The organism is Proteiniborus sp. DW1 (genome assembly GCF_900095305.1).
Lineage (GTDB): Bacteria > Bacillota > Clostridia > Tissierellales > Proteiniboraceae > Proteiniborus.
In genome coordinates, this window is the sequence record NZ_FMDO01000030.1 from 119,771 (window position 1) to 136,241 (window position 16,471).

The following is a 16,471-nucleotide window of genomic DNA, read 5'->3' on the forward strand; positions in this document are numbered from 1 at the left end:
ACTATGAAGAATACTCTTGGAAGAGAAATCCCTGAACATATACAAGGATATGGAGAAGTTAAGCCTTTTAAAGGTGCATTTGAATCCTTGGGCGAGGTAAGGAAAAAATCTGTAAAGATACATAGTGCCATGCCAAGTCAAGCCAAAGTATTGGGTTCTATTAAAGAGGCTTTGGATAAATGTAATATAAAAGATGGTATGGTTGTTTCCTTTCATCATCATTTGAGAAATGGCGACTATGTGCTTAATATGGTTCTTAAGGAAATAGCAATGATGGGTATAAAGGATATAAAAATAGCTGCTAGTTCTATTTTTCCAATACATGAACCACTTGTCCATTATATAAAGACTGGAGTAGTTACTGGAATATATGCAAACTATATTTCAGGACCAGTAGCAGAAGCAATTTCAAGAGGAGAACTACAGAAGCCTGCTATAATGCATACCCATGGAGGAAGAGCAAGGGCTATTGAGTCAGGAGACCTTGCAATAGATATAGCTTTTATAGCTGCTCCAACATGTGATACTTACGGTAATATAAATGGAGTAGATGGAAAGTCAGCCTGTGGAGCTCTAGGTTACGCAGTGCCAGATGCTCTTTATGCTGAAAAAACTGTGGTTATAACAGATAACCTAGTGCCATATCCGGCATGTCCTATTGAAATTAGTCAAGAGTATATAGATTATATTGTTCAAGTTGAAAGCATAGGAGATGCAAAAGGAATTGTATCAGGCACTACTAGAATTACTAAAGATCCTGTAGGACTTAAAATAGCCAAAATGACTTCAAAGGTAATCGAAGCATCAGGGCTACTTAAAGACGGATTTTCATTCCAAACAGGAGCAGGTGGAACATCTTTAGCAGTAGCTGCTTATGTAAAGGAACTAATGCAGAAAAATAACATTAAAGGAAGCTTTGCAGCAGGAGGAATTACAGGATATATTGTAGAGATGTTTGAAGAAGGATTATTTAATGCAATATTTGATGTACAGTGCTTTGATTTACAGGCAGTAGAATCCTATAGAAATAATAAAGGACATCAAGGAATGTCTGCATCCATGTATGGAAATCCACATAATAAGGGTGCAGTTGTAAATAATCTAGATGTGATGATTTTAGGGGCAACTGAAATAGACTTAGATTTTAATGTAAATGTTACTACTGGTTCTAATGGAATGATTATGGGAGGTTCAGGAGGTCATAGCGATACAGCTGCTGGTGCAAAGTTGGCTATAGTAGTTACTCAGCTTATTAAAGGAAGACTTCCTATAGTAGTAGATAAAGTTACTACGGTAACTACTCCTGGAGAGACTATAGATGTCCTAGTTACAGAAAGAGGAATTGCTATTAATCCTTTAAGACAGGATTTAATAGAAAAGCTAGGAAAAACTAATTTACCAATTATGTCTATTGAGGAACTAAAGAAATTAGCTGAAAATATGACAGGTGTTCCAGAAAAAATACAGTTAGATGATAAAATAGTGGCTGTTGTAGAATATAGAGATGGTACGGTTATAGATGTTGTTAGAAAAATAAGGGATTGATGTTATGCAGGATATAAGAATTGAAACCATTGATTTAAATAATAGTGACAGGCTAAAGGTTGAAGGTTTTCTTTCAACCTTTAATCTGCTTTTAGATAAAGATGTAGAGCGTACTATTGTAGCAAAATACAGAGATGAAATAATAGGCACATGTTCATATGCTGGAAGAGTACTAAAGTGCTTCGCAGTAAAAGAAGAATATCGGGAGTTAGGTATTGCTTCCAAACTTATTACTCAAATAACTAATGAACTCTTTGATAAGGGTATTTTTGAAACTTTTATTTTTACGCAACCAAAGAATATTTCTTTATTTAAGGGACTAAATTATAATGAGGTGCAAAGTGTAGAAGAAGTTGCACTATTGGAAGCTGGAATGTGTAATGTTGATAGATATATAGAAAAAATGTTTAAAGAAAGTGGCTTAGATAATAAGAAAAAAGCTGCTATAGTAATGAATTGTAATCCTTTTACATTAGGTCATAGATATTTAATAGAGAAAGCATCTAAAGAGAATGAAGAAGTGATTATATTTATTGTTGAAGAAGAGCGTTCACTTTTTCCCTTTGAAATAAGAAAAAAATTAGTTAAAATAGGTACAAGTGATTTAAAAAATGTCCATGTATTATCTGGTGGTAGCTATATTATTTCATCTAGTACTTTTCCATCATATTTTTTAAGGCAAGAGGATATTAGATTGAGTGCTTACACTAAACTAGACGCAGAGATATTTGGCAGATATATTAGTCCTGTTTTTAATATAGAAAGACGATATGTAGGGACAGAGCCATATTGCAATATTACAAGCCAATATAATAAATCACTAACAAATATATTGCCTAAGTATGGTATTGAGGTAGTAGAAGTTAACAGACTAAATATAGACAATAAACCAATTAGCGCTTCAGAGGTTAGAAAACTTATCAAGCATGAAGAATTTCAAAAAATTAGAGAATTTGTTCCTGAAACAACCTTTGATTTCTTAATGTCTAATGAGGCTAAGCCAATTATAGAGAAAGTTAAAAGGAGTGATTCTCCTCATTGATTGATAGAATTTTAAGAGATAGAGAGCAAAGATATTATGAAATACTATCTTTAATAACTGAATACAATATGCCTGTTATATGCGGAAAGATTAACTATCCTGGTAATGATAAAAATACTATAGAGGCTAAAAAGGCTTTTCAAATTCTTAAGCAAATATTGATAGAGAAATTCTCTAACAATATTGTTTATTCCAAAACTCTATCTGGAGATGATGGAAGTAGTATACTTATAGTAGCAGATATGGAGTCTTTAGAATCTAAAAAAATAGCAATTACTTTAGAATTAACACATCCATTGGGAAGAATATTTGATATAGATGTATACTTTGGGGATGGAGAATCTATAGGCAGAGAAAATCTAGGAATGGAACCTAGGAAATGTGTATTATGTGGTGAGAATGCTAGAGTATGTATGAGAGCAGGTAGACATAGTCTTCAGGAGGTAGTGGATAAAGTAAATAAGATGATTCGTGGTTGCATGTAATTAGTAAAGGTATATTTAAGACTAGCCAAAGTTTAATTTTACAATTAAGATAATTGAAAAGGACTTATATTTTGTAATAATACATTATTAGTTTAGTATTACATTAACAAATGATTTACCAGTAAATCAACTTTGAATTACAAGAAGTACCAAATGCAATATTGACTTTTTTAATTTGAGGATTTTTTGGAGGAGAATAGATTGCCTTTTGATACTAAGTTTTGTGAAGATATTAGTGAAATAGCCATAAACTCCATGCTATTAGAAGTCTCTGCCACACCAAAGCCTGGTCTTGTAGATAGAAATAATTCAGGTGCTCATAAGGATATGGACTTTTATACATTCATGAAAAGCAGTGCATCTCAAGTACACACTTTTTATAAATGCGCATTAGAGGGTTTAAAATTTGAAGGTAAGGATAAAAGAGAATTGTTAAAGCTTATTCGACCTATAGGAATAGAAGGCGAAAATAAAATGTTCAAAGCTACCAATGGTGTAAATACCCATAAAGGATTAATATTTTCTTTAGGAGTTATTGCAGCTGCAACAGGACTTCAGTACAGGGAAACACAAAAAAATATGAAGGTAGAAGATATTTGTCATAAAGTTACCGAAATAGCAGAAGGCATAGTATCTAGAGAGCTAGGAAATTTAAAAAATAAAGAGGCTTTAACCTATGGTGAGAAGTTATTTAAAAATCACGGAATCAAAGGTATAAGAGGTGAAGTAGAATCTGGATTTCCTACTGTGAGAGATTATTCCTTACCTTTACTCAAGGAGCTTATGGAAGGTAAGGAAAGCATTAATGACAACCTAGTTCAAGTGTTACTTCACCTTATGACTGTTGTAGAGGATGTGAATATATTAGGAAGACATGGAATAGAACAGTTAGAATATACTAAAATGGCAGCAAAAGAGGCTTTAGTCTTAGGAGGCATATTTACAGAAAAGGGAAGAGAAAAAATTCTAAAATTAGATGAAGAATTTATCAAAAAAAACATTAGTCCAGGAGGGGCAGCAGATTTGTTAGCAGTGACTCTAATGCTTTATTTTTTAGAAAATCTATAAAAAATCTTACAAAGGACATAATAATTACAAAATCTATTATACTAATGCGATACAAAAAAGAAGAGGAAGAAGGTAATAGAATAGTGGATTTAGTATGTCCTTTTTGCAATGGGATTCAGGAAACGAATAAAATTTGTCCAAAATGTTCTTCTAAAATGGGGGATAATGGACCAATTGTAAATTTTTTAGATGATTATAGTCCTTACTTATCTAACGATATAACACAACTTATAGATGGAGTACCACATTATCAATGTATTCATTTATTTAGCTGTGACAACTGCGGATACGATGAGAGGGTTATAATAAATAGAGTAAGGATGTAACACCCTTACTCTATTTTAATAAATTGTTTTTTTCTGTTCTTATATATGGCTAGATACTTAAAATTAAGCTCTCTCAAAAGCTTGACTGCTTCCTGATAATCAAATCCAATATGTTCAGGAGTATGTGCATCTGAGCCTATAGTGATAGTTTCGCCACCAAGTTTTTTATAGAGCTTTAGTATTTCTGCAGTGGGAAGATAGGAGTTTATGCCATATCTTATACCAGAGGTATTTATCTCTATTCCTTTATCTTTATCGATAATCTTTTTTAGAACCTTTTCGATATGGTCCTTATATTCTTCAAGTTTTATAGTCTTGTTGTCCATATACTTAACATATCTATCTATTAGGTTAATATGTCCAACAACATCAAAATCACTAAAATTATCTAATACCTTATACATTTCACTATAGTAAAGTAAGTAAGCATCTATTAAGTTTCTATTAGTAAACAACTCGCCTTCATGGATTTCCTTACCCATCACTGTATGAATTGATAGAATAATGAAGTCGAAGTTATCTAAGTTAATTTTATTCTGAATACTATCAACTAAGTGGGGCTGCATACCAAGTTCAATTCCACTCAAAATTTCTATTTGATCTCTATAATTAAACTTAGCTTTATTTAGTTTACTAAAGTAATCATACTCATCAAAAATAAAATCAATTTTATCATCTCCATAATCATAGTCAATATGATCTGTGAAGCAAAGAGTTTTGATGTTTTTTTCTAAAGCGCCTTTTACCATATCTTCCATAGAGTATCTACAATCTCCAGAAAACCTACTATGGACATGATAATCGTACATTTATAACCACTCCTAATATATAATTAAGCTACAAAACTTATTCTACTAAATATATTATAAAAAGTAAATGAATTAATTGCTTTTTTCTTCTATCTGAAAATCTTCTTTATATTGTAATTTATAAAGCTCATAGTACATGCCACCTTTATTCAATAATTCCTGGTGAGAGCCTATTTCTTTAATTCGTCCCTTATGGAGAACGATTATCTTATCAGAACGCTGTATAGTTGATAATCTATGAGCTATAGCTATAGATGTTCTTCCTTTAACTATTTTACCTAGCGCATCCTGTATGAGAAGTTCTGTTTCTGTATCAATATTTGATGTTGCCTCATCTAATACTAATATATCGGGCTTAAACGCCAATGCTCTTGCAAAAGCAAGAAGCTGTCTTTGCCCTGCTGAAAGAGTAGAGCCTCTTTCCATCACAGGCTCCTCATACTTCTTAGGAAGCTTTTCAATAAAAGTATCAGCATTAACATATTTAGATACTTCAATAATTTCCTCATCAGATATATCTTCATTATTTAGTCTAATATTATCTTTAATTGTTCCTGTAAATAAAAATACATCTTGAAGAACTATTCCTATTCGCCTTCTTAACTGATACTTATCCATATCTTTAATATCAATTCCATCAATTAGTATCTGTCCCTTTTGTATGTCATAAAACCTGTTAATTAAGTTAATTATAGATGTTTTTCCTGCACCTGTTGCACCTACAAATGCTACAGTTTCTCCAGGATTTATTGTGAAGCTTACATCTTTAAGTACCCAGTTATCTTTTTCATATGCGAACCATACATTTTTAAATTCAATTTTACCCTTTATATGCTCATTATGAACTGGTTTCTCAAGATTTTTAACATCTTCTTCAGTATCTAAAATCATGAAAATCCTTTCAGATGAAGCCATTGCAGATTGAAGAATGTTATATTTTTCTGTTAAATCTAATATTGGCTCAAAAAACATTTGGAGATAATTTATAAATGCATATAGTACTCCAAACTCTATGACTCCATTAATAACATTATTTCCTCCAATCCATACAATAAGTGTTATGCCTAGAGAGCGTATTATTTCTACAAGAGGTCTAAATACAGCGTATAGTTGGATTTCTCTTTTAGTTGCATCCAAATAGTCTTTATTTATTCCTTCAAACTCCTTAAACTTCTTATTCTCTTTACTAAATATATGAACGGTCTTCATTCCCGTAATATTTTCATTTAGTGATGAGTTTATTCTAGCAAGTCTTACCCTTACTGCTCTATATACTTTTCTAATCTTAATTCTAAATATAGTTGCTGCTATGACTATAAAAGGTAAGACTGTAAAAGAAAATAGAGCTAATTTGGCATTCATATTAAACATTGTGATTACTATGCCTGCTAATAGAAATATATCCTTAAAAAGTGTTACTAGTACACTTGAATACATTTCATTTAATGCTTCTGTATCATTTGTAACTCGAGTTACCAGTCTACCGACTGGATTTTTATCAAAATATGATAGAGACATTTTTTGTAGATGAGAAAAAACTTCTTGCCTTATATTAAAAATTATTTTTTGACTAGTATAGTTTAATATAAAGACTTGTATGTAATTAAATACAAAGCTTAAAGTAATTACTGCAAGAAAAATCAATCCAATAATCTTTAGGCTTTGTACATCACCTTCTCTAAAAAGTTTATAATCCTCTGCCGAAAGTAGATTTGCAGTGTATCTATCATTATCTATGTTTATTATATAACTATTATCCTGCTCTTTTACAGTAGGCTTAGTGCTTTCATTATCAATATAGCCATCAACAAGGTAGTGATTACCATTGACTTTTACTATGGTTTTAATCTCAGCAGCCTTTGCTGCTTCTTTCTCAAAATCAGTTAGTTTATTTTCTCTGACAAAAATTTTATCTTTATATAATATGCCTTCCATACCTGAGTCTTTGTCAAATACATACATTGGATTAAGGTAAGCTCTTATGTTATCATCAATTGCGTATTTTAATATATATGGACGTGCCAAATCACCAGCAGTTACTGCCATAAGGAGGACTATACATATTAAGATATACATCCAGTAAGGTTTTGTATAAGTTAGAAGTCGCTTCATCAGCTTAGAATCATAGGCTTTACCTAGGTTTTCTTCTTCATGAAAATTAGTCATTTGCCAATCCCCCCATTATAGATTTTGAATTCTATCTTCTAATAGCTGTTTTTCGTAGATGTCCTTATAGATACCTGCATTTTTTACTAATTCATCATGAGTTCCTCTTTGTACAATTTTTCCATCATCTAGTACAATTATCTCATCTGCATTTTTAATGGTAGAAATTCTATGAGAAATAATTATTGTTGTACGGGATTTCATGATTTCATTTAAATTTTCTAATATCTTCTCTTCAGTTTGTGTATCTACTGCAGACAAACTATCATCTAGTATTAATATACCAGGGCTCTTGATTATTGCTCGTGCAATAGAAGTTCTTTGCTTTTGTCCTCCAGACAATGTTACCCCTCTTTCACCGAGTATAGTATCAAATTTTTGAGGAAATTCTATAACATTAGAATATAGTTCTGAAAGTTTTGCAGCTTCTATTATTTTTTCTTCCCTTACTTCGTCTTCAAAAGCAAAGCCGATATTATCTCTTATAGTTGTAGAGAAAAGGAAACTTTCTTGGGGAACATATCCTATATTTTCTCTTAAAGATTTAAGTGTAATATCTTTAATGTTAATTCCATCAACATAGATACTTCCTTCATTTATATCAAATAAACGAACAAGCAAGTTTACTAATGTAGTTTTTCCGCTTCCTGTCCTTCCAATGATTGCTAGGGTATTTCCTTGTGCAACTCTAATGTTAATATTTTTGAGGGCATAATTATTGCTACCAGGGTATTTAAAGGATACATTGTTGAACTCAATGTCTCCCTTTATTTCAGAAAGAGCCTTTGAGTTCTTGCTATCTACTATTTCTGGCTTTTCATCAAAAATAGCATTTAATCTCTCCATTGAGGCAATTCCTCTTTGAAATATATTTATTACCCAGCCAATAGCCATTATGGGCCATACTAGAAGTCCAAGATAACTATTGACTGCTATAAAATCTCCTAGAGAAATCTCACCATTAATAACCGACATTCCTCCATACCATATCAAAATGAGAAAACTCAATGCAGATATAAATTGAATAAGTGGAGAGAACAGTCCCCAGACTTTTATAAGGTTTATATTCATTTTAAAATTATATTCATTAGCATCTGTAAATTTATCAATCTCTTTTTCTTCTTGAACAAAGGATTTTATTACTCTTACTCCTGCAAAGTTTTCTTGAACCTTATCAGTTAAACTAGAAAAAGCCTCTTGAACATCTTTAAATTTTCCATGTATCATCTTTCCAAATTTCAAAACTAGAAAAGCTAAAAATGGTAATGGTATAAGAGATATTAGTGTTAGCTTTAGATTGGCAGTGCCTATCATTGCATATATGGCTGATATTGTTATGAAGATTGCATCAGTTAACATTACAATGCCAGGACCTAGTGCCATTCTTACTGCATTAATGTCATTTGTTGCATGAGCCATTAAATCTCCAGTTTTATGATTATTAAAATAGTTAGTTGAAAGAGACTGAAGATGTCCAAATAGCTTATTTCGTATATAATACTCTAGCTGTCTTGAAGTATTATTGATATAAATCCTCCAAAAATATCTTCCTATACCAATAACAAGTCCAGTAGCAATTATATAAGCTGAATATTTTACAAGGTTTTGGCGAGTTAATGTTCCTGATTCAAGTGAATCAGTGACTATCCTAAATATTTGAGGCACTAATAGTTGAGCTATATCAACTATTAAAAGCCACATAACACCTAGTATATATTTCCACTTATGCTTGATGAAAAAATCTTTTAGTGTTTTGAAATTATGCATACTACGCCTCCTTAACATGACAGAAATAACATTTCTATATTTATTTCGACACTCAAAATATTATACCTTCTAATTAAATAAATTTTTTTTACACTAATAATTTTCTAATACGAATATTTTTTAAACTATGTTGAACACTAAGATTAAAGTAATCATCAATCTAATTAAAATATAATTAATATGAGCTTTGGGAGGTGAAAAAGTATGCAAATGAACAATATGGATATATTAAAGAAGAAGCTTTTAGATGCACAGGAAATGGTAAGAGACTACGAAATGTTTTCAAAACAAACAGATGATAAGGAAATTCAAAAGGCATTTAAGCAATTTGCAGAGGAATCAGGAATGCAGGCAAGTAAGATGCAGGCTATGATAGATAAATATGAAGGATTTAAATAGACAAAAAGGACTTACAATAGTCCTTTTATTATTTTTCTTGAAGGAAAAAACATAACAGTGAAGAAATAATACAAATAAGATAAAAGAAATTTTTATTTATATGTAAACAATTCATAATCCTAGAATATAATTATGGGAAGGAGGGATAAAAGAACTATGAAAAGACCGTTAATTATTGCACATAGAGGGGCTTCTGCATATGCTCCTGAAAATACTATGGCTTCATTTGTTAAGGCTATGGAGATGAAATCTGATGGAATTGAAATAGATGTACATATGACAAAAGACAATGTTTTAGTTGTTTGTCATGATGAAAAAGTGGATAGGACAACAGATGGAGAAGGATTTATTAAGGACTTTAACTTATCAGAACTAAAAAAGCTTGATGCAGGAAGCTGGTTTGGAGAAGAATTTAAAGGACAAAGGATACCAGAGTTAAGTGAGGTGCTAGAGCTAATAAAGGATACTGATATCCTATTAAATATTGAGATTAAGAATGCTCCAATTATATATCCTGATATTGAGAAAAAGACAATTAATATGATTACAGAATATGGAATGGAGGATAGGGTGATTATATCTTCATTTAATCACTATAGTCTAATAGAAGTTAAAAAGATAAATCCTAGAATAAAAACTGGAATATTATATATGGCAGGGTTAGTAGAACCTTGGATATATGCAAAAAGACTAAATGCTGATGCTTTACATCCACTATTCTATAATCTATTTGCACCTGATTTTGTGAAGGAATGCTTTGAAAATGGAATAATGCTAAATCCATTTACTGTTGATGACGAAAGATATATTGAGGCATTAGTTAGCCTCAAGATAAATGGTATTATAACAAATTGTCCTGATATAGCAGTGAAAATAAGAGATAATATTGGAGGAAATTAGATGAAACTTAACTACAAAAAGACTTTTATTTTAGGTCTTGGTTTTTTTGTAATCAGTTTAGTATGGTCAGTTTATAATTATTATGTACCTTTATTTTTAAGGGATTTTATTGATAGTCAGTTTTGGATAAATGGTATTATGACATTTGACAATATTTTAGCTGTATCATTGATCCCCGTTATTGGAGCCATGAGTGACAATACGAGAACTAGATTTGGTAGAAGAATGCCTTTTTTAATATTGGGAATTCCTATATCCGCCATATTATTTAGTGTACTACCTTTTTATACTAGCCTTTTAAGTATAGTCATTATTCTATTTTTTCTTAATTTATCTATGTCAATATACAGGGCACCTACAATAGCCTTAATGCCTGACATTACGCCAGCTCCACTTAGAAGTAAAGCAAACGGGGTTATTAATTTTATGGGAGGATTAGCCTCTGTACTAGTTTTATTTGTTGGAGCATTCGTATATGAGTATAATAAATATTTGCTATTTATTGCAACTTCAGTGCTTATGATAGTATCCTTATTCCTTTTACTAAAATTCATAAAGGAGCCTGATAAAGGAGTTATCAGTAAAGAGGATAAAGTTAATATCTTTGGAGCCTTATCTGAGGTCATAAAGAACAAGGACAAAACCACTCTTTATATATTATGTGCAATTTTCTTTTGGTTTGTTGCATACCAAGGAGTTGAGGCTACTTTTAGTAATTATAGCGTCTATTATCTAGGAACTACTGAGAAAACAGGTTCAATAATCCTAAGTAGCTTTGCGGGAATGTTCTTAGCATTTGCTATTCCAAGTGGTTTTATAGCTTCAAAGGTGGGTAAGAAAAAGACTATTTTAATGGGGATTATAGGTTTGGTTATAGTATTTCTCATTTTGTCAACAGTTAGAACTACTACTACATTTTTATCACTTCCTTTTAATATAATAATGATGATTCTTATGGGAATAGGAGGATTTTTTTGGTCTCTAATTAACATTAACTCTTATCCTATGGTTGTAGAGTGTACTACAGAAGATAAGATAGGTACCTATACTGGACTATATTATTTTTTCTCATCTTTAGCAGCTATACTAGGGCCTTTGATGTTTGGATTTTTTGTTGATATTATAGGTTTTGGCTTTATGTTTGTATTATCGTCCTTATCTTTTATATTAGCTTTTATGTTTATATTTTTAACTAGGTCCAAGGCAATAGAAAATAACGATAGGGAAAATACAAATTAGTGAACAATGGGCTAGTCAAATTTTTGAATGTTAATTACTTTTATTTTTATTATACTAGGTTTGCAAATTAAACTAATGGTAATTATATGAATAATGTATTATTATATATGTAGTAACAGATAATTCTTATTCATAAGAACAAGTGAGAAAGGTGAAATTTATGAAGAAAATAAAAGTAATATACAATCCTTCTTCTGGTAGACAAATTATTCAAAAGAGAATAGATAATATTTGCAAAATACTTTTGGATAATGGGTATCTAGTAGGTAAGGTGGCAACTCAAAAAAAAGATGATGCTATGTTTGAAACAATAAAATGCTGTAAAGAAGACTGGGATGCTATAGTAGCTTGTGGCGGAGATGGCACTGTAAATGAAGTAGCGACAGGGATTATATTAGGAGGCAGGAAAATTCCAGTTGCAATTTTAGCTGCAGGCACTGTCAATGATTTTGCAAATTATATGGGACTTCCAAAAGATTCAAAAGAATTTTGTGAAATGATAATGAACGAGAATACTATAGATGTTGATTTAGGGAATTGGGGGAATAAGTATTTTGTCAATGTAGCTGCTGGAGGTTTTTTAACTAATGTAGCTCACCAAGTACCTACTGAAAGCAAAAATGTTCTAGGTAGAATGGCTTATTACCTAGAAGGACTTAGAGAAATACCTAAACAGATGTTTAATGGAATAAATGTTAGAATAACTAGTGAAGAGTATTCTTCCGAGGAAGAAATATTCCTGTTTTTAGTTTCTAATAGCTCTTCAATTGGTGGCTTTAAAATGCTTGCTCCAAAAGCTCAAGTAGAAGATGGGCTATTAGATTGTATTATTATTAGAAAATCAGAAATACAGGATGCACTATCTATTTTCTTAAATATATTAAAAGGTGAACATATAAATCATCCAAATGTGAAGTATTTTAAGACTAAAAAGGTTACTATAGAGTCAGAAGACGAAGTGCAAGTAGATATTGATGGTGAATATGGAGGAGTCCTTCCAGCAACTTTTCAAGTAGTACATAGGGGCTTCCGAATATTTAACTAACTACTAAAGGAGCCGCCAGGCTCCTTTGTATTATTCACTAGTTGTTTTATCTATCAAATTTTCACTGTTCATGCTTTCCATTTTACATTTACCTTCGAAAATAGCATTTTCATCTACTATTAGAGTTTTTACTTCTACATCTCCAACAAGTTTTGCTGTATTACCTAATCTAAGATGCTCATTACATCTAATATTGCCATAAACTGTTCCAGATATAAAAATATTATTGCCCTCTAGATTACCAGTGATTTTTCCATCTGCTCCTATGGTTATATTTCCATCTGCAACAATATCTCCATCGATTTCACCATCAACTCTAATAGTTCCATTAGCTTCTATTTTTCCAATTAGCTTAGTATTTTTACCGATTAAGGTATCTATTTTATCTGAACTATCTTGACCTTTTTTAAACACATTTATCCCCCCAAAAATTAGTTAGTCTAGATTATCTATAACCTTCATTGGATCGATTGGATTTCCGTTTAATCTTACCTCAAAGTGAAGGTGAGGACCAGTACTTCTACCTGAGTTTCCCATTTCACTGATGGTTTGCCCTTTTTCAACCTTGTCTCCAACCTTTACTAATAATTTTCTATTATGTCCATAAACAGACTGATATCCATATCCATGGCTTATAATAATATATCTTCCGTAACCACCATTATATCCAGCAAAAGTTACAATTCCGCTTCCTGCTGCCTTTATCTCTGTTCCAGAGCTATTTGCTATGTCTATTCCATTGTGAAACTCTCGCCCTCTTCCAAAAGGATTTTTTCTATAGCCAAATCCAGAAGTAACTCTGCCAGTAGTAGGCATTAAGTTAGGCTTTGCATCAAGATATTTTAATTTGACTTCAACATCCTCTATAAGAGAGTTTAAATCTTGATGACTTTTATCTAATAAAGAAGATAATTCTTTTATTTGAATTTCGATGTCGTTTTTACTTGAGTCTAAAAGAAAATCTGTTTTAAGGCTTGGACCACCTCGAGAAGGAAGACGACTAATATTTTGTTCTGGATCTTCTTCTTTTTCAGAGAAATCTTCAAGACCTACTAATGATTTTACAATTCCCTGCAAGTTGTCTATGGTTTCTAGCTTTTCCTGAACTTCTGCAGATATATTTCTTAATTTGGCAATCTCTTGTTCTTGCTGCTGGTTTATTTCCTCTAGTGCATTTAGTTTATTAGTCTTTTCACTATATTCTTGTTTCAAGATATTATACGATGTATAAAGTTTAAAACATAGATATCCTGAAATGAATAATAAAGTGGCAACTAATGCTGCAAGAAATTTTGGGACCCAGGTTGCAATATTTACTTGACTGACTTGTTTTGAATGGGGAATTATTAACAACGAAAACGTCTGTGCTTTCTTGTTTTTAATATGTACGGTTTTCACTTTTGCCCCCCTTTCAAGATAGTATCATATGTATTATATCATTAAATATAATATATTCTAGCAATATTTACTAAATCTTTTTTACAAAAAATTAAATTTTAAAATTGGTTTCTTTTGTCAGGAAACCAAAGAAAGCTTCTATACTTTGAAAGATTGACTAATTTATCATTATAATATAATATATTTAGTGAGGCGAAACATATTAGGAGGTGAAACCATGAACCAAAAAGAAGTTGAGAACAATGTAGTATCAATTGAGAAATATTTAAGAAGAATTGATTGGATTATTAGGAAAAAAGGTAGGGAGATTTTAAAAGACATAAGTATTACAGACCCTCAATTTGTTGCACTTCAGCACTTAGTAAACAATAAACAACTTACTATAGGAGAGCTAAGTCAAAAAATGTCCTTAGCTTGTAGTACTATTACAGATTTAATAGATAGAATGGAAAAAAGTGAGTTAGTTACTAGAGAAAAGGATGAACAAGATAAAAGAGTTGTTAGATTAGTGGTTCAACCTAAGGGTCACGAAATAGTAAAGCAAGTATTAGAAAAAAGAAGGGAATACTTATCAGAAAAATTAGCAGGCTTAAGCGATGATGATAAAGATGTTCTATTAAAAAATCTAAAATATTTATATGATGCTATGACTGATGAAAAAAATAAGGAGGGAAAAGAATAAAGTGACTGAAGAAACAGTGAATGCAAAAAGCGATGAACTGCCTGAGTCTAATTTGGAGCAATCCACACTTAAACTAGCTCTACCTGCTATAGGAGAAATGCTAATGCAAACTCTCTTAGGCTTTGCAGATATGGCTATGGTTGGCAGTTTAGGAGCAACAGCAATAGCAGCAGTAGGACTTAGCGATATGCCCATGATGACATCTATGTCTTTTTTTGCTTCTATAAGTGTTGGTACTACAGCTCTAGTTGCTAGAGCTATTGGAGCGAAAAAACAAGATGAAGCTAATAATGTGGCGAGGCAGTCCTTAATATTAACCATAATTATGTCTGCAGTATTCGTAGTATTAGGGCTATCTCTTGCTGTCCCCATTGTTAAGCTAATGGGAGCTGAGCCTGATGTAGTACCTATATCAGCTTCTTACTTTAGCATAAATGCCTGGGGATTTCCTTTTATGATAATAACCATGGTTATGAATGGTGTATTACGTGGTGGAGGAGATACTAAAACTCCCATGTACATAAATGGAATTTCTAATATAGTTAATATAGTGGGAAACTTTTTTTTGATATATCAGAGTAGAAATATAGACATTAATATTCCTTTCCTTAATAAAAACATTTCACTATTTATTCCAGGAGCGGGATGGGGAGTTGATGGAGCAGGAATTGCTACTACCTTCTCAAGATTTGTTGGGTTTGTAATTATAATGTGGATTCTAGTTAAAGGCAGAAGATTTGTAAGGATTGACTTTAAAGAAAAATGGAGATTTGATACTCTAGTTATAAAAAGGATTTTTAACATTGGAATTCCTGCGGCTGTAGAGCAATTTCTTATGAGGTTTGGTCAATTACTATTTAGTAGAATAGTTTCATCTCTAGGAACTGTTACATTTGCTGCACATAGGATTACTATGACTGCTGAATCTTTATCCTTTAATGCAGGCTTTGGATTTGCCTTAGCAGCTACTACTTTAGTAGGCCAATATTTAGGTGCAGAGAAACCAAAATTAGCAGAGAAAAGTGGATTTATAGCTGTTAAGATGGGTGCGATTTTAATGGCTATAGTTGGGGTCTTTTTCTTTATATGGCCAGATTATTTTCTTAGGATATTCACTGATGATAAAGAAATAATAGACATGGGTAGAATTTGCTTAAGAGTAGTAGCTATATCACAACCATTCTTAGCAGCAGTTATGGGTTTCTCTGGGGCTTTAAGAGGTGCTGGAGATACTAGGCGAGTTTTAGTAATAACTCTAACGGGAATATGGGGCATTAGGTTGCTATTAACTTATATCTTTGTCATTATTTTCAAATGGGGTTTGATAGGTGCCTGGATAGCTATGAGTATAGACTTAATAGTTAGAGGAATATTATATTTCTTTATGTTTAGGGCTGGTAAGTGGAAGCATATAAAAGTATAGGATAAAACCGAATAAGCAATATAGAGTTATTTACTCTATTTTCTAACCCATAGTAAAGTCCTCATTTATTTTGCTTTATGCAGAGGATTTTTCTATGGGTTTCTAAGTATACATATTTAAGTATTTTTATAACAAATAGAAAAATCCTACTTTGATGTTCCTACATAGGATGATTTC

Annotated in this window: 16 protein-coding genes; 11 read left to right on the plus strand and 5 right to left on the minus strand. The window is 31.6% G+C overall.

What is annotated here, in order from left to right; all coding sequences use genetic code 11:
* Nucleotides 1-3 precede the first annotated feature (3 nt).
* The 5 genes from citF to DW1_RS07570 all read left to right on the plus strand — a co-directional run bounded on the left by citF (nucleotide 4) and on the right by DW1_RS07570 (nucleotide 4,466).
* A complete protein-coding gene (gene citF, locus DW1_RS07550; protein WP_074349999.1) occupies nucleotides 4-1,545 on the plus strand; it encodes a citrate lyase subunit alpha in 1,542 nt (513 codons plus the stop codon).
* A 4-nt stretch (nucleotides 1,546-1,549) separates the two neighbouring features.
* Nucleotides 1,550-2,587, plus strand: a complete 1,038-nt coding sequence (gene citC, locus DW1_RS07555) for a [citrate (pro-3S)-lyase] ligase (protein ID WP_074350000.1) — start codon at nucleotides 1,550-1,552, stop codon at nucleotides 2,585-2,587.
* Nucleotides 2,584-3,072, plus strand: a complete 489-nt coding sequence (gene citX, locus DW1_RS07560; protein WP_074350001.1) for a citrate lyase holo-[acyl-carrier protein] synthase — start codon at nucleotides 2,584-2,586, stop codon at nucleotides 3,070-3,072. Before citC ends, citX begins: the two co-directional genes overlap by 4 nt.
* 201 nt (nucleotides 3,073-3,273) lie before the next feature.
* Nucleotides 3,274-4,140, plus strand: coding sequence for a triphosphoribosyl-dephospho-CoA synthase CitG (gene citG, locus DW1_RS07565; protein ID WP_242942451.1), 867 nt, complete (start codon nucleotides 3,274-3,276; stop codon nucleotides 4,138-4,140).
* Between the two features lie 44 nt (nucleotides 4,141-4,184).
* Nucleotides 4,185-4,466 carry a hypothetical protein gene (locus tag DW1_RS07570; protein WP_074350003.1) on the plus strand — a complete coding sequence of 94 codons (282 nt, stop codon included), beginning with the start codon at nucleotides 4,185-4,187 and terminating at the stop codon, nucleotides 4,464-4,466.
* Nucleotides 4,467-4,471: 5 nt separating this feature from the next.
* On the opposite strand, the gene DW1_RS07575 is transcribed toward DW1_RS07570, so the two are convergent.
* From DW1_RS07575 to DW1_RS07585, 3 genes are all read right to left on the minus strand, one after another.
* The gene (locus DW1_RS07575; RefSeq protein ID WP_074350004.1) at nucleotides 4,472-5,275 is read right to left on the minus strand and encodes a histidinol-phosphatase HisJ family protein; all 804 of its coding nucleotides are present in this window, start codon (nucleotides 5,273-5,275) and stop codon (nucleotides 4,472-4,474) included.
* A 72-nt stretch (nucleotides 5,276-5,347) separates the two neighbouring features.
* Nucleotides 5,348-7,441 (minus strand): ABC transporter ATP-binding protein, encoded by a 2,094-nt coding sequence (locus tag DW1_RS07580; protein ID WP_074350005.1) that lies wholly within the window; start codon nucleotides 7,439-7,441, stop codon nucleotides 5,348-5,350.
* Nucleotides 7,442-7,456: 15 nt separating this feature from the next.
* Nucleotides 7,457-9,208, minus strand: a complete 1,752-nt coding sequence (locus DW1_RS07585) for an ABC transporter ATP-binding protein (protein WP_074350006.1) — start codon at nucleotides 9,206-9,208, stop codon at nucleotides 7,457-7,459.
* A gap of 204 nt (nucleotides 9,209-9,412) precedes the next feature.
* On the opposite strand from DW1_RS07585, the gene DW1_RS07590 reads away from it, so the two are divergent.
* From DW1_RS07590 to DW1_RS07605, 4 genes are all read left to right on the plus strand, one after another.
* The gene (locus DW1_RS07590) at nucleotides 9,413-9,607 is read left to right on the plus strand and encodes a hypothetical protein (protein WP_074350007.1); all 195 of its coding nucleotides are present in this window, start codon (nucleotides 9,413-9,415) and stop codon (nucleotides 9,605-9,607) included.
* 156 nt (nucleotides 9,608-9,763) lie between these two features.
* The gene (locus DW1_RS07595) at nucleotides 9,764-10,507 is read left to right on the plus strand and encodes a glycerophosphodiester phosphodiesterase (RefSeq protein ID WP_074350008.1); all 744 of its coding nucleotides are present in this window, start codon (nucleotides 9,764-9,766) and stop codon (nucleotides 10,505-10,507) included.
* Nucleotides 10,508-11,746 (plus strand): MFS transporter, encoded by a 1,239-nt coding sequence (locus DW1_RS07600; protein ID WP_074350009.1) that lies wholly within the window; start codon nucleotides 10,508-10,510, stop codon nucleotides 11,744-11,746.
* Nucleotides 11,747-11,906: 160 nt separating this feature from the next.
* Nucleotides 11,907-12,791, plus strand: coding sequence for a diacylglycerol/lipid kinase family protein (locus DW1_RS07605; RefSeq protein ID WP_074350010.1), 885 nt, complete (start codon nucleotides 11,907-11,909; stop codon nucleotides 12,789-12,791).
* Between the two features lie 30 nt (nucleotides 12,792-12,821).
* On the opposite strand, the gene DW1_RS07610 is transcribed toward DW1_RS07605, so the two are convergent.
* On the minus strand, nucleotides 12,822-13,205 hold the full coding sequence (locus tag DW1_RS07610; protein WP_074350011.1) for a bactofilin family protein: 384 nt from the start codon (nucleotides 13,203-13,205) through the stop codon (nucleotides 12,822-12,824).
* 21 nt (nucleotides 13,206-13,226) lie between these two features.
* Nucleotides 13,227-14,189, minus strand: coding sequence for a M23 family metallopeptidase (locus DW1_RS07615; protein ID WP_083605581.1), 963 nt, complete (start codon nucleotides 14,187-14,189; stop codon nucleotides 13,227-13,229).
* A 217-nt stretch (nucleotides 14,190-14,406) separates the two neighbouring features.
* On the opposite strand from DW1_RS07615, the gene DW1_RS07620 reads away from it, so the two are divergent.
* Both DW1_RS07620 and DW1_RS07625 read left to right on the plus strand, forming a co-directional pair.
* Nucleotides 14,407-14,871: a MarR family winged helix-turn-helix transcriptional regulator gene (locus tag DW1_RS07620; RefSeq protein WP_074350012.1), complete on the plus strand. Its 465-nt coding sequence runs from the start codon at nucleotides 14,407-14,409 to the stop codon at nucleotides 14,869-14,871.
* A gap of 1 nt (nucleotide 14,872) precedes the next feature.
* Complete coding sequence (locus tag DW1_RS07625; protein ID WP_159433570.1) at nucleotides 14,873-16,294, plus strand: MATE family efflux transporter; 1,422 nt, start codon at nucleotides 14,873-14,875, stop codon at nucleotides 16,292-16,294.
* Nucleotides 16,295-16,471: the final 177 nt, after the last annotated feature.